This is a genomic window from Pseudoramibacter faecis (genome assembly GCF_036289405.1).
Classification (GTDB): domain Bacteria; phylum Bacillota; class Clostridia; order Eubacteriales; family Eubacteriaceae; genus Pseudoramibacter; species Pseudoramibacter faecis.
In genome coordinates this window covers 60,376-79,142 of the sequence record NZ_JAYFFI010000009.1, presented here as the reverse complement: position 1 = coordinate 79,142, position 18,767 = coordinate 60,376, and the positions used below count along the sequence as shown (strand labels likewise).

The 18,767-nt window shown below is 46.2% G+C and carries 17 protein-coding genes; 15 read left to right on the top strand and 2 right to left on the bottom strand.

All coding sequences use genetic code 11. The features are described from left to right. From V3C63_RS07555 to V3C63_RS07545, 3 genes are all read left to right on the top strand, one after another. On the top strand, nucleotides 1-180 hold a 180-nt coding region (locus V3C63_RS07555), incomplete at its 5' end, for a transposase (RefSeq protein ID WP_425355364.1). A gap of 105 nt (nucleotides 181-285) precedes the next feature. Further along, nucleotides 286-2,178 (top strand): TIGR03960 family B12-binding radical SAM protein, encoded by a 1,893-nt coding sequence (locus V3C63_RS07550; RefSeq protein ID WP_329887185.1) that lies wholly within the window; start codon nucleotides 286-288, stop codon nucleotides 2,176-2,178. After that, nucleotides 2,126-2,905 carry a TIGR03936 family radical SAM-associated protein gene (locus V3C63_RS07545; protein ID WP_329887184.1) on the top strand — a complete coding sequence of 260 codons (780 nt, stop codon included), beginning with the start codon at nucleotides 2,126-2,128 and terminating at the stop codon, nucleotides 2,903-2,905. The genes V3C63_RS07550 and V3C63_RS07545 overlap by 53 nt, the downstream gene beginning before the upstream one ends. A gap of 636 nt (nucleotides 2,906-3,541) precedes the next feature. On the opposite strand, the gene argH is transcribed toward V3C63_RS07545, so the two are convergent. Continuing rightward, the gene (gene argH / locus V3C63_RS07540; protein ID WP_329887183.1) at nucleotides 3,542-4,924 is read right to left on the bottom strand and encodes an argininosuccinate lyase; all 1,383 of its coding nucleotides are present in this window, start codon (nucleotides 4,922-4,924) and stop codon (nucleotides 3,542-3,544) included. 34 nt (nucleotides 4,925-4,958) lie between these two features. Further along, nucleotides 4,959-6,191 carry an argininosuccinate synthase gene (locus tag V3C63_RS07535; RefSeq protein WP_329887182.1) on the bottom strand — a complete coding sequence of 411 codons (1,233 nt, stop codon included), beginning with the start codon at nucleotides 6,189-6,191 and terminating at the stop codon, nucleotides 4,959-4,961. Between the two features lie 244 nt (nucleotides 6,192-6,435). Here V3C63_RS07535 and argC point away from each other — a divergent pair, with 244 nt between their 5' ends. From argC to V3C63_RS07475, 12 genes are all read left to right on the top strand, one after another. Then, nucleotides 6,436-7,485, top strand: coding sequence for an N-acetyl-gamma-glutamyl-phosphate reductase (gene argC / locus V3C63_RS07530; protein WP_329887181.1), 1,050 nt, complete (start codon nucleotides 6,436-6,438; stop codon nucleotides 7,483-7,485). 19 nt (nucleotides 7,486-7,504) lie between these two features. Beyond that, a complete protein-coding gene (gene argJ, locus V3C63_RS07525) occupies nucleotides 7,505-8,737 on the top strand; it encodes a bifunctional glutamate N-acetyltransferase/amino-acid acetyltransferase ArgJ (protein WP_329887180.1) in 1,233 nt (410 codons plus the stop codon). 15 nt (nucleotides 8,738-8,752) lie between these two features. Further along, nucleotides 8,753-9,649: an acetylglutamate kinase gene (gene argB, locus V3C63_RS07520; protein WP_329887179.1), complete on the top strand. Its 897-nt coding sequence runs from the start codon at nucleotides 8,753-8,755 to the stop codon at nucleotides 9,647-9,649. Between the two features lie 45 nt (nucleotides 9,650-9,694). After that, entirely contained in the window at nucleotides 9,695-10,840 is a 1,146-nt protein-coding gene (locus V3C63_RS07515; protein ID WP_329887190.1) for an aspartate aminotransferase family protein, read from the top strand. 96 nt (nucleotides 10,841-10,936) lie between these two features. Then, nucleotides 10,937-11,245 carry a F0F1 ATP synthase subunit B family protein gene (locus V3C63_RS07510; protein WP_329887178.1) on the top strand — a complete coding sequence of 103 codons (309 nt, stop codon included), beginning with the start codon at nucleotides 10,937-10,939 and terminating at the stop codon, nucleotides 11,243-11,245. Next, nucleotides 11,242-13,095, top strand: coding sequence for a V-type ATP synthase subunit I (locus V3C63_RS07505; protein ID WP_329887177.1), 1,854 nt, complete (start codon nucleotides 11,242-11,244; stop codon nucleotides 13,093-13,095). Before V3C63_RS07510 ends, V3C63_RS07505 begins: the two co-directional genes overlap by 4 nt. A gap of 48 nt (nucleotides 13,096-13,143) precedes the next feature. Beyond that, nucleotides 13,144-13,614: a V-type ATP synthase subunit K gene (locus tag V3C63_RS07500; RefSeq protein WP_329887176.1), complete on the top strand. Its 471-nt coding sequence runs from the start codon at nucleotides 13,144-13,146 to the stop codon at nucleotides 13,612-13,614. A 32-nt stretch (nucleotides 13,615-13,646) separates the two neighbouring features. After that, the gene (locus tag V3C63_RS07495; RefSeq protein ID WP_329887175.1) at nucleotides 13,647-14,258 is read left to right on the top strand and encodes a V-type ATP synthase subunit E; all 612 of its coding nucleotides are present in this window, start codon (nucleotides 13,647-13,649) and stop codon (nucleotides 14,256-14,258) included. A gap of 2 nt (nucleotides 14,259-14,260) precedes the next feature. Beyond that, nucleotides 14,261-15,235: a V-type ATPase subunit gene (locus V3C63_RS07490; protein ID WP_329887174.1), complete on the top strand. Its 975-nt coding sequence runs from the start codon at nucleotides 14,261-14,263 to the stop codon at nucleotides 15,233-15,235. After that, on the top strand, nucleotides 15,232-15,567 hold the full coding sequence (locus V3C63_RS07485) for a V-type ATP synthase subunit F (protein WP_329887173.1): 336 nt from the start codon (nucleotides 15,232-15,234) through the stop codon (nucleotides 15,565-15,567). Before V3C63_RS07490 ends, V3C63_RS07485 begins: the two co-directional genes overlap by 4 nt. Nucleotides 15,568-15,584: 17 nt before the next feature. After that, on the top strand, nucleotides 15,585-17,378 hold the full coding sequence (locus V3C63_RS07480) for a V-type ATP synthase subunit A (protein WP_329887172.1): 1,794 nt from the start codon (nucleotides 15,585-15,587) through the stop codon (nucleotides 17,376-17,378). Further along, entirely contained in the window at nucleotides 17,371-18,765 is a 1,395-nt protein-coding gene (locus tag V3C63_RS07475) for a V-type ATP synthase subunit B (protein ID WP_329887171.1), read from the top strand. The genes V3C63_RS07480 and V3C63_RS07475 overlap by 8 nt, the downstream gene beginning before the upstream one ends. Nucleotides 18,766-18,767: the final 2 nt, after the last annotated feature.

The following is an 18,767-nucleotide window of genomic DNA, read 5'->3' as shown; positions in this document are numbered from 1 at the left end:
ACGAATGAAAATACCAATGGTCTTCTTAGAGAGTATTTCCCTAAGAGCTCCAACCTTAATAATGTGTCAGAAGCGTATATACAAAGCAAAGTGGATGAAATGAACAAACGACCACGGAAGTGCCTCGGATTTAGAACGCCCTATGAAGTCTATCATTCAACTGTGTTGCACTTGACTTGACAATTCAAGATGCAAAAAACCGTGCGTTAGATGTGTGGATAGGCTTTAATAAGAGAAAACACTAAAAATTTTGACATCACGAAAAGCCTAAGGTATCATGTTGGCATGGAAAAAAGGAAGATAACAATAAAACATCCAACAATAGATAAATCATTTGTTGATCAACATATTCTGCCCAGAGTCCAAAAACCGATTACCTATCAGGGCAACGAAGTTAATGCGATTCATAAAGATCCAAAGGCGATGGACGTGCGATTTGCATTCGCTTTCCCGGATACTTATGAGGTTGGGATGTCTCATCTTGGCATGAAAATACTGTACGCCCTTTTGAACGAGCAACGGGGCGTTTTTTGCGAGCGGGTTTTTGCCCCCTGGACAGATATGGAGGCACAGATGCGTGTCCATCAAGTGCCGCTTTACGCGCTTGAAACCATGGATCCTATTGCCGATTTTGATTTTTTGGGATTTACCTTGCAATATGAAATGTCCTACACCAACGTGCTGAATATGATTGATTTGGCGGGGATCCCTGTTGAATCGAAGGATCGAAGGGATGAGGACCCGATTGTTATCGCCGGGGGGCCTTGCGTATATAATCCGGAGCCGTTGGCAGATTTTATCGATGTGTTTGCCATTGGCGAGGGAGAAGAGCTCACGCTGGAAATCATCGACGATTATAAGCAGTGGAAACGCCGGTATGGAAAGAAAAGACGACACGACTGGCTCAAACATGTTGCTCAGACCATCAAAAGTGTTTATGTGCCGGCGCTTTACACGCCATCTTACAATGAAGATGGCACTTTGGCGGCCTTTACCCCGGTGGATGACAGTGTGCCGACCGTGGTTTCCAAACGCTACATCCGGGATCTAGAGCATGTATATTATCCCGATAAATTGGTGATGCCCTATCATGATACGGTTCACGATCGGATTCCCTATGAACTTTTTCGCGGCTGCGGTCGAGGTTGCCGTTTTTGCCAGGCGGGGATGATTTATCGCCCGACCCGCGATAAGTCGGTGGATTGTATTGAATCCGGCATAGCACGACTGCTTGAGACAACGGGCTATGACGAAATGACATTGTTGTCGCTGTCTTCCGGAGATTATCCGGAGATTGATCATCTCATTGCTGATTTAGTCGCACGCTATGATGATCAGCACGTTGCGATTTCGCTTCCGTCTTTACGCATTGATTCGGTATCGGTTGATATGCTTGAGCAGATTCAAAAAGTCCGAAAGAGCGGGATCACATTGGCGCCGGAGGGCGGGACCCAGCGCATGCGGGATGTTATCAATAAAAACGTTACGGAAGAAGATCTAATGAGCACAGTTACGCAAGCCTTCCAAAAAGGATGGGGGCATATCAAGTTGTATTTCATGATGGGATTGCCCACGGAAACAGCGGAAGATATTGCCGGCATTGCGGATCTGGCAGAAAAAGCGGTGGCTTGTTATGCGCAAACACCAAAGGAAATGCGCAACCGTTCTTGCAAGGTGGTCGTCAGTACTTCGTGCTTTGTGCCGAAGCCATTTACGCCTTTCCAATGGTTTGGACAGGATCGCATCAGCGATTTTATGGATAAGCAAAAAATGCTCAAACGTGAGATTAAAAGTCGCCAGATTAAATACAATTGGCATGAATCGATTGTCAGTTTTTACGAGGCGGTGATGGCGCGTGGCGACAGAAGAGTCGGGCGTGCGTTGAAACGGGCCTGGGAATTGGGGTGTGTTTTTGATGGCTGGAACGAATGTTTTGACAAAGCCAAATGGCGGCAGGCTTTCAAGGACAGTGACGTTAATCCGGAATTTTATGCGCTTCGGCATCGGGATTTTGATGAATTGCTCCCCTGGGATTTTATTGATATCGGTGTGACCAAGACTTTTTTAATCAGGGAAATGAAGCGAGCAGAAGAAGAAGCAACCACACCGTTTTGCCGGGAGGGCTGTGCCAATTGCGGCATTATGCAATTTGACGAAGGGTGGCAATGCCATGGCTGAACGGAATCATTCCCAACAAAACGAAATAACCATGCGATTTAAATTTAGGCGGGGGACTTCCCTGCGGTTTTTATCCCATCTTGATCAGCAGTCGGCCTTTCAGCGAGCATTTCGAAGGGCGGGGATTCCCTTGGCTTATTCTCGGGGGTTTCACGCTCATCCCAAGATGGCTTTTGGCCAAGCCATGCCGGTCGGAATGACATCGGACTGCGAATATGGGGATGTGATTTTAACACAGACGATGGAACCGGACATTTTTATTCAAGCATTTAATCGATCGATGCCGGAAGGGCTGATGATCATCGAAGCTTGGGTGATGAATGGCAAAGTGCCCTCGTTAACGGCAGCGATTAAGGGCGCGGAATATTGCATAACGGTTCCGGGGGCGTTTAGTGCGCCAGCAGTTGAAGAAGCCGTTGAGACTTTTTTGAAGCAAATGCAAATCAATATACAAAAACGAAATAAGAAAGGAAAATATATCGAAAAAAATATTCGACCTTTTATTGAGAAATTAACAGCGGATATCAGATCTGATACACTTATTTTTGGTTTGCAGACAAAGTTTATCGATCAAGCGACAGTAAAACCGGTCCAGGTTATTGAGCAATTGAATCAATTTGCGGTATTGGGCTTAGGCAGCGCATTGGATTGGGGGCTTCATCGGTGCACTTTGAATTTGAACTGGACGCCGGAAACGGCCAGAAATGAATACATTGAAAAAATGTAAAATTAAGATTCGAGATTCATTTGATAAAAATAATATAAAACCTTTACATTCACGAAAAACCTGCTATAATATAAGTAATCAATAAATTGAAGCAAAACGCAACGAGAAGCGTTCACTGTTTCAGGTCATTCAAAACCGAAGAACTCTCTTATCCATAAGATTTAACAGACATTTGTCTGATCGAGTAATAGTGAGACGGCACTAAGGGAAGATAGAAAATCTTTTAGTTGGTGACTTGCGTATTCGAAACATAATTTTGAAAGAGGCTTGATAAATGGTTTGATCGGAGTTTGATTAAAATGATCAAATCGAGTCAAGCGGATGAATAAATCGTGAATAAAATTAGTTTTATTCACAGCGGAAGATTTATTCGAAAAGCTGGAAAGATGAGTAAAAGAACTTCAGGTTTTGAAAAAAAGCCGCGACTATTCGCTTATAGAGACGATAGCGTGGACAAAGCCAGATTTATTGAAATAAATATAAAGGGGTGAGTCCCAAAATCACATGAGTATAACCGAAACAGAACAAGCGTGCTAAAGCCATCCAAAACGTTGTAAACGGAAGGATGGCTTTAGTGTTTTTTGCCGTAAAGAATCCCGATGCAGATGTATGTGGATGCATCGAGATAAAAAATAGTTATAATTTTTTGATTTGACCACGATTGATGGCAATGGCACGTTCTACTGTGGCTTTGGCAGGGCCGCCGACAATTTTACGTTGATTGACACAATTGTTGAGGTTAATTGCGGCATAGATTTCTTTATTGAAAATAGGGTCGATGGCTTGATATTCTTCAAGGCTTAATTCGTCTAGGTTTTTCTGATGCTCAATACAATAAAAAACGAGCTGGCCGACGATGCCGTGGGCATCGCGGAAGGGGACACCATTTTTGACGAGCCAATCAGCAGCGTCAGTTGCGTTAGAAAAGCCTCCGGCCGCTGCACGGCGCATATCCTGAACATTAACGGTCGCTGTGCCTATCATTTTATCAAAAGTGCGCAAGCAGATGGTCACCGTGTCAAAAGCGTCGAATATCGGTTCTTTATCTTCCTGCATATCCTTGTTGTAGGCGAGGGGGATTCCTTTCATCACGGTCAGAAGACTGATGAGATCGCCATAGGTCCGTCCGGTCTTGCCTCTAACGAGCTCCGCAATGTCGGGGTTCTTTTTTTGTGGCATAATAGAAGAGCCGGTCGAAAAAGCATCATCAAGGGTGAGAAAATGGAATTCGGCGGAACTCCAAAGCACAATTTCCTCCGAAAAACGGCTGAGGTGCATCATCAGTACGGAAACGGCTTCCAGGAAATCAATGCAAAAATCACGATCGGAAACAGCGTCCAGACTGTTGAGAGCAATGCCGGAAAATTGAAGCTGTTCAGCCACGAAGTACCGATCCAACGGATAAGTGGTCGCGGCTAATGCGCTGGCGCCCAGCGGCAGCGTATCGGCCATGTCAATGACCTGACGGAAGCGTTTAATGTCGCGCTTTAGCATCTCCACATAAGCCAGAAGATGATGGGCAAATGTAATGGGCTGGGCTCGCTGCAGATGGGTGTAACCCGGCATAATGGTTTCCGTGTTGGCATAGGCCAGATCGAGCAGTGTGGTTGCCAGCTGTTTAATGTCATCGATGATGATCGCGCAGATGTCTTTGACATAAAGATGCATGTCTGTCGCGACCTGGTCGTTTCGACTCCGACCAGTATGGAGTTTTTTGCCAACGTCCCCGATGCGGTCGATCAATAGGGCTTCGATATTCATGTGAATATCTTCCATTTCAATGGAGAACGTAATCTTGCCTACTTTGATATCTTCAAGAATTTCCTGAAGGGTTTTAACAATCAGATCAGCGTCATCCTCAGGGATGATCTTTTGCTTGCCGAGCATCTTAGCATGGGCAATCGAGCCGCGAATATCCTGATGATACAGCCGCTGATCGAAAGCGATGGAAGAGTTAAAATCGTCGGTGAGCGCATCGGTTCCTTTTTGAAACCGACCGCTCCAAAGTTTTTTTGCCATTTTAATTCCTTATTTAGATTTACAAAGCTTAGGATTAGTCGATATCCTGACCTTTTTCCTGAGTGCTCAAGCGCATTAGCGCTCGCACGCGCAGCGGCAGACCGTAAAGATGGATAAAGCCTTCTGCGTCTTTGTGATTGTAGAGATCGCCGGTGGTGAAGCTGGCGATTTCTGCGTTATAAAGCGAGTAGGGAGAGGTGACATAAGTCAAAATCATATTGCCCTTATACAGTTTTAGTTTGACGATACCGGTAACGGTTTTTTGCGTTTCATCAAAAAAGGCTGATAAAGCTTCCCGCAGAGGTGTAAACCACTGACCGCCATAGACAATTTCGGCAAATTTGACTGAAGCTTGTTCTTTAAAAGCGAAAGTTTCGCGATCGAGACACATGTGTTCGAGCTCTTCATGGGCACGGTATAAAATGCTGCCGCCCGGCGTTTCATAAATCCCACGGGATTTCATACCGACCACGCGGTTTTCAATCAGATCGATGACGCCAATCCCGTGTTTTCCGCCAATTTTATTGCAGACTTCAAGAATTTCTCGGGGAGACATTTTCTGATCATTGATGGCAATGGGTTCGCCTTTGGCAAATTCGATTTTAATTTCTTCGGCTTCGTCCGGGGCTTCGTCCAATGCGTTGGTCACGCGGAGGATGTGTTTATAATTCGGTTCGATAGCAGGGTCTTCGAGTTCCAAACCCTCGTGGCTCATGTGCAGAAGATTGGTGTCACGGCTGTATGACTGGTCGTGACTGGTGCTGACTTTGATGTCGTGTTCGATACAAAAGTCCATCAAGTCTTCCCGGGACTGGAGATCCCATTCTCGCCAAGGTGCAATGATTTTAAGCCGCGGATCCAGCGCACCGATCCCCAGTTCGAAACGAACCTGGTCGTTGCCCTTGCCGGTGGCGCCATGGCAGATGGCTTCAGCCCCTTCTTTGTGCGCGTAGTCCACGAGGACTTTGGAAATTAGCGGCCGGGCGAGAGACGTTCCGAGTAAATATTTTTTTTCGTAAATAGCATCGGCCTTCAAGGCAGGCCAGCAGTATTCCTCAACAAATTCATCGATCACATTGACAATGTAGCATTTGGATGCACCGCTTTTCAATGCTTTTTCTTCGAGCCCGTCGGTTTCTCTTCCTTGTCCGACATCCACGCAAACACAGATTACATCATAATTGTAAGTTTCTTTCAGCCATGGCACGATGGTTGTTGTATCCAATCCGCCAGAATAAGCCAAGATGACTTTTTTATTTTCAGACATGTGATTCCTCCTGGAACTAATTTAAACTGTGAATGATTATACAATATGGATTTGGAGAAATCAAGGAATAAATGAAATAATATACGAATAAATTTATAAATATGCGTAATTATGCTTGATTATTCATTATATGTGGAGTATAATGCAACAAGTTGCTAAAAAAATCCGTTCTTTTAAAAGAAGCCGCATAACGGTATATTTTGGAAGAGCCGATGCCCATCAATATTCAATAGAGGTGAAACAAATGATTAAAGCGGCAATTATTGGCGCAACGGGATACGCCGGGCAAGAGCTCCTTCGACTGCTGTCTCGACATCCGAAAGTTGAGATCATTTCGGTGGGGTCGCGATCTTATGAAGGACAACCATTAAAAGAAGTCTATCCATTATATGAACATATTTCCGAGGCAGTCTGTACCAATCGCTCTTTGAAAGAACTTTCGGAAATGGCAGATGTGGTATTTCTGGCTCTTCCTCATGGCATTGCCTCTCAGCAAGTGACGCCGGACGTGCTGGAAAAAACGAAGGTGATTGATCTCGGCGCGGATTTCAGATTGAAGGATCTGAATATTTATGAGCAGTGGTATCAGGTGGAGCACCATGGACAAGCTGTAATGAACGAGGCGGTTTACGGATTAGTGGAACTGCATCGCGAGGCAATCAAACAAGCGCAGCTGATCGGCAATCCCGGATGCTATACCACGTGCAGCATTTTAACGCTGGCGCCTTTGGTTCAAGCCGGAATTATTGATGCGGACTCTATCATTATCGATGCGAAATCCGGTGTCACCGGCGCCGGCCGAACGGATCAGCTGCCCTATATGTTTTGCGAATGTACAGAATCGATTAAACCATACAAGGTGGCATCCCACCGACATACGCCTGAAATCGAACAGGAATTAGGGGCCTTGTGCCACCAGTCGGTCCAGCTGTTGTTTACACCGAATCTGGTGCCGATGAATCGCGGCATCTTGGCAGTTTGCTACGCGCGTTTAAACGAAGCGGGCAGGGCTATGTCGGAGGAAGATATTCGTCAGCTCTATCGTGATTTTTATCGTGATGAGTATTTTGTCCGTTTAATAGAGGGACGAATTCCAGATACCAAGTGGGTTAAAGGAACCAATTTCTGCGATATCGGTGTTCAAGTCGATCAGCGGACGAATCGCGTGATTGCGATGGGCGCCATTGATAATCTGATTAAAGGGGCGGCCGGCCAGGCGGTGCAGAATATGAATCTGATGTTTGATTTGCCAGAAAAGACGGGGATAGATTTGATTTCGGATTATCCTGTGTAATATTAAGGAGACACACGCGATGGGTGAAAAATATAAATGGATTGACGGCGGCATAACAGCGCCGCAGGGTTACAAAGCTTTTGGTGTGGCGGCTGGGCTTAAAGAAAATGATCAATTAGATACCGCATTAATTGTTTCCAAAAAGCCGGCGATTCCAGCGATTGTCACAACTAAAAATGCGGTTAAAGCAGCGCCGGTTCTTTGGGACAACCGCATTGTCTCAGAAGGCAACGCGATTAAAGCGGTGATTGTCAACAGCGGCAACGCCAATGCTTGCACCGGAGAAAAGGGATTGCAGGATGTCCGTGATGAGGCACAGATTGTGGCAACAGCTCTGAATTGTGAAACGGATCAGGTGTTCGTGTCTTCCACGGGGGTCATCGGCGTTCTGCTGCCGGTGAATAAAATCACCGATGCCGTTCCTGCGTTAGTCGACGGATTGTCGGTTGAAGGTGCAGACACAGCGAGCCGTGCGATCTTAACAACGGATCTGGTTTCTAAAACGGCGGCGGTTGAATTAGACATTGAAGGCAGGACGGTTAAAATCGGGGCGATGGCCAAGGGATCCGGGATGATTTGTCCCAATATGGCAACCATGCTTTCTTTTGTGACAACGGATGCCAATATCGATCGGCAATGTCTGCAGCAGATGCTCAGCATCATCACGGAAGATACCTATAATATGATGTCGGTGGACGGCGATATGAGCACCAACGACACGGTTTTGGTGATGGCCAATGGCATGGCCGATACTCCCTGCATCGATAATCCCGAATCGGAGGCATATGGTTCGTTTTTTAATGCGCTGTATGCTGTTAATGAACGCATTGCAAAATCAATCGTCCGTGATGGAGAAGGCGCGACAAAGTTTATTGAAGTGTCTGTGATCAACGCGGAATCGGTTTTTGAAGCAAAATTATTAGCCAAAGCGGTAATAAAATCAAACCTGGTTAAAACAGCGTTTTATGGTGAAGATGCTAACTGGGGACGCGTGCTGTCTTCAATCGGCGCTTCCGGCGTTCAATTCGATCCGAATACGATCAATCTTATATTTAGCAGCGCCCGCGGCTCATTAAAATTGCTTGAAGGGGGAACACCTGTCGCCTTTAATGAGACCGCGGCAGCAGAAATTTTGTCTGAAAAAGACATTGATGTGCTGATTGATATGGGCATGGGTATTTATCGGGCCAAGGCATGGGGATGTGATCTTTCCCACGAATATGTGCACATTAACGGTGACTACCGTTCATAAGAAAGAAGGCGAAACATGATTGAAAATATGAGCCAGTACATTGAAAAGGCCAATACCCTAATCGAGGCGCTGCCCTATATCCGGGAGTTCAGTGATAAGACGGTTGTAATCAAATACGGCGGTTCTTTTATGGACGACCAAGATATTAAATATTCGGTGATGGATGATATCGCACTGATGAAATTGGTGGGCATTCGTCCCATTGTGGTGCACGGCGGCGGGAAGGATATTTCGTCAATGCTGGATCAGCTCGATATTCAATCTGAATTTATGGACGGGCTTCGGGTTACCAGCAAAGAGACGGTGAGCGTTGCAGAAATGGTGCTTTGTGGGAAAATCAACAAAGAAATTGTTCAATTACTTCAAAATCGCGACATCAATGCTGTGGGGATTTCCGGAAAAGATGGCGGCATGCTGCGCGTCAAGAAAAAGTTGTCCCATGGAAAAGATATTGGTTATGTTGGGGAGATTACGCGGATAAAGGATGCTATTTTGCAGGACATGCTTCGCAATGATTATGTTCCGGTAATCGCGCCAATCGGCTATGACAGAAATAAACAAACGTATAATATCAATGCGGACCATGTTGCTTATGCCATTGCTAAAAAACTTAAAGCCGAAAAACTCATCTATTTGACAGATACCGAAGGGGTCTATATGGATCATGATGATCCCAATTCGATTATCGGGCGTTTGGGCACGCATGAAGTGTATGATTTAATTAGCCAAAGGGTTATTTCCGGCGGGATGATTCCTAAAGTAGAAAATGCAGTGAATGCTATTGAAGGCGGTGTTAAATCCGTGCACATTTTGGATGGACGCATCGAGCACTCAATTCTTTTAGAATTATTTACGGCGGCTGGGTGCGGTACAATGATTAAAGATGATTTTCCAAAGTATGACAAGGAGTAAAAAGTGAAAACACGAGCACTAATTGATCGGGGCAATGCGGTGATTATGCCGACTTACACGCGGTTTCCCATCGTGTTTGACCATGGAGACGGCTGCACCTTAACCGATGTGGAAGGTAAAGAATACCTGGATTTTGTCGGCGGGATTGCCGTCAATTGTTTGGGCTATAATCACTCGGGGTTGAACCAGGCCATTGCGAGTCAATGCGGTAAGATGATGCACATTTCGAATTTGTATTGGCATAAACCGATGATCACCGTCGCAGAAAAATTGACGAAACTCAGCGGACTGGATAAGGCTTTCTTTTGCAATAGCGGGGCGGAAGCCAACGAGGCGGCAATGAAATTGGCAAGAATCTATGCTAAATTGCATAAATCTAAAGAAGCCGTCGAGATCATTGCGATGGATCATTCGTTTCACGGCCGCACCTATGCGGCCATCACGGCGACAGGGCAGCCAAAGTATCAGAAAAATTTAAATCCGTTGATGCCAGAAATTTCTCATGTGCCCTTTAATAATTATGAAGCGCTGGCGCAGCAGGTTTCAGCGAAGACCTGCGCAATTCTGTTAGAGCCCGTTCAGGGAGAAGGCGGTGTCTATCCGGCGGCCCCAGAATACCTAAAAAAGGTTCGCCAGCTTTGTGATGAACAAAATATCGTTATGATTGTGGATGAAGTTCAATGTGGTATTGGCCGCTCGGGAACTTTCTTTGCCTATGAGCAATACGGTTTAAAACCGGATGTCGTTTCTTTTGCCAAAGGGATTGCCGGTGGGGTACCAATGGGAGGTATCTTGGCATGCGATCGCGTGGCACAAGCGTTTGGGCCAGGAACCCACGCGTCAACCTTTGGTGCCAATCCGTTGGCAACAGCAGCTGCCAATTATGTGCTTGATCAGGTTGGAAAAGCTGATTTTTTGTCGGAAGTGACAGATAAGGGAGCTTATCTGAAAGACAAATTAATGGCGCTTAAAGCCGAAACTGGAAAAGTTGTCGATGTGCGCGGCAGGGGGCTCATGTTAGGCGCCGAAATCACGGGTAATCCAAGTGAGATTATTAAAGAATGTATTCGAAATGGGTTATTGATCTGTAGCGCGGGAGCATCGACATTGCGCTTTGTGCCACCGCTGATCGTGTCTCGGGACGAAATTGATCAGGCGGTCGATATTGTAAAAAAAGCTTTATTAACGTAACGGTTGAGGAAAGCAGAAAAAATGATTAACTTTTACAGCAGTTCATGGTAATATAATCATGGACTGTTATTTTATTTATAGAAGGTGGTGAAAAGGATGTCCATACTGGATGAAATTCGCGATGCAGAAGCGAAAGCCGAGAAAATACGCCAGCAAGCCAAGGCAAATGCCAGAGAAAAAATAAAAGTGGCTCGCCAGGAAGCCGACGCGGAGCACGAGCGCACGTTGGCTCAGATTCGGGAAGAGTGTGCATTGGCAATCAAAAGAGCGGAAGACAAGGCGGAAACTTACCTGCGATCGCGGATTAAAGCCGATGGTGAAAACGATGAAAGCATTATCGCAGCCGGCAGAACACATTTAAGCGATGCGGTCAAATATATTCTTGAAAGGGTTGAGGATTCATGATTATTCCGATGAGCAAGGCCCGACTGATTGTTTTAAAGGAGGATCTGCCGAAAATATTAATGGCATTGCAGCGCACCGGAGAATTTATGGCTGTTGCGCCGGATGAAACCGAAACATTAACCACGGATTCTCAAACGGCATCTAAGGCTCAGGATGCGGCGGCCATGCTCAAATTTCTGAGGCGCCACACAGGAAAGAGAACATTTTTTGAAGATCAGCCTCAGATTTCTTATGAAACTTTTACGCAAAGAAATGAACGGGGCGAAAAAATTCAGGATAAGCTTGAAGCAGCAACGGCCAGAATTTCGGAGCTGCACAATCGCATATCAAATCTCGAAAGCCAAGTTGACACGCTTCAGCCTTGGAAAGATTTGAATGTTGATTTACTGGCGGTTAAGGACACATCCCATGTTCGCGTGTTAGCAGGTTACCTGCCGATAGGATTAGAAGAAGAGGCATCTGCCATGGCACGGGCCTGTCAAGTGGACTTGCAGTTCTTTGGCGCGGCGTCAGAAGGGAAAGCGGCACTTGCCATTCAATATGTCGGGGACCAAAATGATTTTGAAAAGCAATTCCGAGAACTGGGCTTCGTGGATGTGAATTTTCCGCGGAAAAAAGGGTCACCCCAAGATTTGATTTCAGAAAATAAAACGGCAATAGCCCAATGCCAAGAACAAATAGAGGAAATCCAGAATCAAATCATGTCTTTTGCAGAAGACGAAAAAGATTTAGCCCTTTTAAGCGAGCAATACGAAGCCCAACTGCAACGCGAGGAAGTCGTGTATGTTCAAAGCGAGGCTACGACCTGCCTTTATGGGTGGGTTTGCGAAGATCGTGTGGATAAGGTGAAACAAGCCATCGGAAAAGTGACAACTGTTTTTGATTTGAGCTTGGTTGAACCGGAAGAAGGCGAGATGCCTCCTACAGTCACGCGCAATCCGCGTTTTTGGGCACAATTTGAAACCATTACCGATATGTTTTCCAAGCCACAACCGGGAGAATTGGATCCGGCGCTAGTTGCAGGTCCATGGTATTGGGTGATTTTTGGCATGATGATGGGAGACGTTGGATACGGTGCTTGTATGGCCGTGTTGTTTTTTGCAGCCAAAAAACTGATGAAACCCAAGGGGGATTTTGCAAAACTGATTAATGTTTTGTTTTACTCTTCCGCGACGACAATTTTGTTTGGTGTTTTATTTGGATCATATTTTGGAGAAACCTGGCATCCGCTTTTATTTGCTCCTTTGAATCAGCCGATGAAAATGCTGATTTTCACCATGATCGTGGGCGTTTTGCATATGTTTTCCGGTATGGGAATTAAAATTGCTGAACAGGTTAAGGCCGGACACTGGTTGGATGCCATTTTTGATCAGGTTAGTTGGATAGTTCTTATCATTGGGCTTGGATTGCTATTTGTACCGGCATTGGCGACCATTGGAAAGATAATGGCCATCCTTGGAGCGATGGTGATTTTACTGACAGCAGGAAGGGACAGATCAAATATCTTTGGGAAAATTGCAGGCGGCCTTTTAGGGCTTTATGATATCAGCTCATATTTAAGTGATATTTTATCTTATTCTCGGATTTTGGCATTGAGTTTAGCGACAGGAGTCATTGGCATGGTTATGAATCTCCTGGCACATATGGTTGCCGTGAATCCGATTGGATGGATTGCTGCAATTTTCATTTATTTGATCGGTCACGTGTTTAACCTGGCAATGAGCTTGTTGTCGGCCTACGTCCACGACAGCCGATTACAGTATATCGAATTTTTTAATCGATTTTATCAGGGCGGTGGAATACCTTTTAAGCCACTGTCAATACAGTCAAAATATGTTAATGTAAAGTGATTAAAAGCAATAAAAATTAAAACATAAAAGTAAAGGGAGGAACAAAAAATGTCTTTAGGAATTATTATTGCGGCTTTTGGTGCAGGTATTAGTGCTTTGTTGGCAGGAATAGGATCAGTGTGGGGCGTTCAATGCGCTGGACAGGCTGCGGCAGGGGTCTGTTCTGAACAGCCTGATCTATTTGGGAAAGTTCTTGTGCTACAAGCTTTGCCGGGAACACAAGGAATCTATGGATTTTTGATGGCTGTTTTAATTATGGTCCAAACGGGGCTGATTTCCGGAAATCCGGCAAATTTAACAGTCCTTCAAGGCTGGGCGTATTTTGCCGCGGCTTTGCCGATTGCTGTGGTTGGCTTGGTTTCTGGGATCTATCAGGGGAAGACAGCGGCCGCCTCAATCCATATGACAGGCAAGGATCCAGATTCTTCAGCTAAAGGGATTACGATGACGGCGTTGGTTGAAACGTACGCTATTTTAGCACTTTTGGCATCTATCTTGCTTTTATTTGGTATTAAATAAACACAGCACTTAATATTGAAAGGGTAGCGCTTATGGCTGAAAATATCATTATCGAAAAAATATTGAAAGGAGCCGAAGCAGAGGCCGAATCTATTATGGCAGAAGGCGATCGCCGTGTACAAGCAATTAAAGAAGAAATGGCACGTCAAATAGAGAAGGATCGCAAAACACTTCTTGAAAAAAATAAAGTGGCGATTGCTGAGATTCATGATCGCAGTGAATTGATGAGTCATCTCGAAACACGAAAAAATACGTTGGCAGCCAAGCGAAAGGTGATCGATGAAGCCTTTGACGGAGCCAGAGAGCAGCTCCGTCATTTAGATGATGAAAAGTGGTCTGTTTTAATCGCTTCTATGGTTGCTGAATCAGTGGTGACGGGTGATGGCAAATTGCGTGTTCCGATGCGGGATCGTGAAAAATATAAAAATGGATTTTTGGACTCGCTCAATCGTGGATTGCAGGCCAATGGTTTGTCCGGTCAATTGACGCTGGATGACCAGCCGGCGGATTTTGAGGCTGGCGTGATGTTGGTCGGTGAAGATTCGGATATCAATGGCGATTTCGATGTTTTACTCGATGCCGTGAGAGAAAAATATGAACACCAGGTAGCTGCAATTCTGTTTGACGACCAACATGAGGCGTAGACATGGCTTCAAATAGTTATCCCTTTGCGGTCGGACGAATCACAGGGCTGTCGGCACATTTGCTCGACGAGAAAATGTGGAATCGCCTGATTGAAGCAAATGAAAAAGATGCGTTGCGTATTTTAATCGAAAGTGGCTATGGTACAAATGCAAAAGAGAAAACGCAAATTGAACCTTTGGTAGATGCTGAATTAATGGATGCTTACCAGGTGGCAAAAGAGATCGCTCCGGAACCTGAGATTATCAAATTATTTTTGCTGCCGGAAGATGCCTACAATTTAAAGATTTTATTAAAGGGCTTGCATCAGAGGATGGATACCAAAAATCTGCTTCATTCCGGAGGATCCATTCCCATTGAACAGTTGCTCAAAGCGTTTGAAACGAATGGTGGCGGTGATTTGCCAAGCCCCATTGAAGAGATGATAGCGGTTCTAATAGATGAAGAGGATCCAATGATGATCAGCGCCGGTGTGGACCGAGCCATCTTTGCGCATATTCATGACATTCTTTCGTCGCGGAAGAAAAACTATGCGTTGGTCAGAGACTATTTTTCCCTTAAAATTGACTGCGGCAATATGCTCGCAATTGTGCGGGGGAATGCCCTTAAGTGGGATGCGAAAAAAGTGCAGAAAATGATGATTGAATCAGGTTCTTTGGATCGGGAAAATCTGCTGGCTGCCGTTGGCCTGCCAGATGATCAATTGTCGAAAGTGCTGGCAAAAGGCAATCATCGGGACGCATTGCGAAAGATGTTTGATCAATATGCGCAGAATGCCGATATTGGGCAATTAGAACAGGCGATGGATCAATTAACGTCTTCTGTGATTAAAGAATCGCGGAATGATTCCTTTGGTATCGGTCCGATTGTTTATTATCTGCTGTGCCGAGAAAACGAGGCGAAGGCCTTGAGGGTGCTGTTTGCACAAAAACGTGCAGGGATGCTTTCCTCATTGGTCAGTCTCGGGATTGCGGGGTGATAGAATTGGATGCAAAGAAAAATAGCGCCAAAATCGCTGTTATAGGCGATCAGGAATCCATCATGATTTTTAAAGCATTGGGATTCACAATCGTCTATGCGCAAGATCAAGATACGATACAAAAAGCAATCCGGGATCTGGCAAAGGAACATTACGCAGTCATTTACATTACAGAGCAAGCTGCACTATTGGCACAGGAAACAATCGATAGCTATAAAACGACGCCCTTTCCGGCTATTATTCCCATTCCAAGTCGATTGGGATCGGAAGGATTGGGCATGCAGGGCATTCAGCAGAATGTGGAAAAAGCCATCGGTGCCGATATTCTGTAGGAAGGAGATACGATAAGGTGAGTCAACCGAATCAAAATAAAACCGGCAGCATTGTTAAAGTCGCCGGCCCTCTGATCGTCGCAGATGGGATGGCCGACGTGCAGATGTATGATGTTGTCCGAGTAAGCGAGAAAAGGATCATCGGTGAGGTTATCGAATTGCGCGGAGACCGCGCATCGATTCAAGCTTATGAAGAGACAGCGGGACTGGGCCCGGGCGAGCCCGTTTATATGATGGGGGAAGCCATGTCTGTTGAGCTGGCGCCGGGCTTAATTGAAGGGATCTTTGACGGGATTCAGCGCCCGCTGACAACAATTTATCGACAGGCGGGAGATCGAATCACCAGGGGGATCGACGTCCCCAAATTGGACCGAGAAAAAAAATGGACATTCAAGCCGGCAGCGAATGTCGGAGATATTCTGCAACCGGGAGATGTGATCGGAACCGTTCAGGAAACCCCGGCCGTTTTACATAAAATTATGATGCCGACAGATTTGTCCGGCACGGTGAGCTGGGTTTTGAATGGCGAGGCAACGATTACGGAACCAGTTGCTAAAATTAAAGAAGAGGACGGCAGTATTCGCGATGTGGCGATGTTGCGAACTTGGCCGGTCCGAAGAGGCCGTCCGTATCAAAACAAATTGGCACCGGATGAACCGATGGTAACCGGGCAGCGGGTTGTCGACACGTTATTCCCCATTGCAAAAGGTGGGGTGGCCGCTATCCCGGGACCATTTGGATCGGGGAAAACGGTGATTCAGCATCAATTGGCCAAATGGGCGGATGCAGACATCATTATTTATATTGGCTGTGGAGAACGCGGCAATGAAATGACAGATGTGCTGATGGAGTTTCCGGAGCTGAAGGATCCGCGGACAGGATTGTCTTTGATGAAACGGACAGTGCTGATTGCCAATACGTCGGATATGCCGGTGGCAGCCCGGGAAGCTTCGATTTACACGGGCATTACCATTGCGGAATACTTCAGAGATATGGGATATAAAGTGGCGATTATGGCCGACTCAACCTCTCGGTGGGCAGAAGCCCTGCGCGAAATGTCAGGCCGTTTAGAAGAAATGCCTGGTGAAGAGGGGTATCCGGCCTATCTGTCGTCGCGCCTGTCAGAGTTTTATGAAAGAGCCGGTTACGTTAAATGTTTGGGAAGTGACGAACGCTATGGGGCCATCTCGGCCATTGGCGCAGTGTCGCCGCCCGGTGGTGATATTTCCGAGCCGGTTTCCCAAGCGACCCTTCGCATTGTGAAGGTCTTCTGGGGATTGAGTGCCGATTTGGCGCACAAGCGTCACTTCCCAGCGATTGATTGGCTGCAGAGTTACTCGCTTTACAGCGATCAGATGAACACTTACTTTGACAAAGAAGTGGCATCGGACTGGTCAGCTATGGTTCAGGAAACCATGAATATTTTGCAAAAAGAATCCGAATTAGATGAAATTGTTCGTCTGGTCGGAGTGGACGCTTTGAGCTTTGACGATCGTCTGACATTGGAATGTGCTCAGTCAATCCGTGAGGATTATTTGCATCAATCGGCGTTTGATGATGTGGATACCTATTCGTCGCTCGATAAGCAATACGCGATTTTAAAAATGATTTTACATTGGTATCATCTGGGACAGTCGGCATTAAAAACGGATGTGAGATTTCAAGATATTGCCGAGATGCCCGTGCGTGAACGCATTGCGCGGATGAAGTATGTGCCGGAAGATGAAAAAACGGCGAGCTACGATGCAATCAAAACGGAAATCGGCAATGACTTCGAGGCATTGACGGAAGGACGGGGATCAAATGAATAAGGAATATAAAACCATTCGAGAAGTCGTCGGACCGTTGATGTTGGTTGATCGCGTCGAGGACGTCAAGTACGATGAGTTGGTTGAAATTAAGCAGGCCAACGGTGAGAAACGCATTGGCCGCGTTTTGGAAATCGATGGAGATGCAGCGCTGGTTCAGTTGTTTGAAACCTCACAGGGGCTAAAAATTTCTGATGCCAAAGTGACATTTCAGGGACACGGCATTGAATTAGGCGTCAGCCGGGATATGCTGGGGCGTGTTTTCGATGGCATGGGCCGGCCGAAAGATGACGGGCCGGATATTATTGCTGAAAAACGACTCGATATTAACGGCGCGCCGATGAATCCGGTAGCCAGAGACTATCCGGCTGAATTTATTCAAACGGGAATTTCAGCGATTGACGGTTTGAACACTTTGGTTCGAGGTCAGAAGCTGCCGGTATTTTCCGGCTCCGGGCTGCCCCATGCGCAGCTGGCGGCGCAGATCGCCAGACAGGCGAAGGTGTTGGACAACAGTGAAGACTTTGCCGTTGTGTTTGCGGCCATTGGGATTACCTTTGAAGAGGCCGATTATTTTATCAAGGATTTCCGAAAGACGGGTGCCATTGAGCGGGCTGTGCTCTTTATGAACTACGCGAACGATCCGGCGGTTGAACGGATTGCGACACCGCGGATGGCGATCACTTGCGCGGAATACCTTGCCTATGAATTGGGCATGCACGTGCTGGTGATTTTGACAGATATCACAAATTATGCGGAATCGTTGCGTGAAGTCTCGGCGGCGCGCAAAGAAGTGCCGGGCCGCCGCGGTTACCCCGGATACCTTTATACAGATTTGGCTTCCCTTTACGAACGTGCCGGTCGTATCCGTGGGAAAAAAGGATCGATCACCCAGATCCCGATTCTGTCGATGCCGGAAGATGACATCACCCATCCGATTCCGGATTTGACAGGATATATCACGGAAGGGCAGATCATTCTATCCCGAGATTTAAACATGCGTGGGATTCGGCCGCCGATTGATGTGCTGCCATCGCTGAGCCGTCTGAAGGACAAGGGCATTGGTGATGGCAAAACCCGCGAAGATCATGCGGACACCATGAACCAGCTCTTCTCGGCTTATGCCCGCGGAAAGGATGCCAAGGAATTGGCCGTGATCCTCGGAGATGCAGCGCTGTCGGATATCGATAAAATTTATGCGCAGTTTGCTGAAGCTTTCGAGGAACGCTACATCAACCAGGGCTTTCAGACCAATCGCTCCATCGAAGAGACACTGCGTATCGGATGGGAATTGCTTTCTATTTTGCCGAAATCTGAACTTAAACGAGTCAAGGAAACTTATATCGAAAAATATTTACCATCTTCCCAGGAAAATAACGAGGAGGCATAATC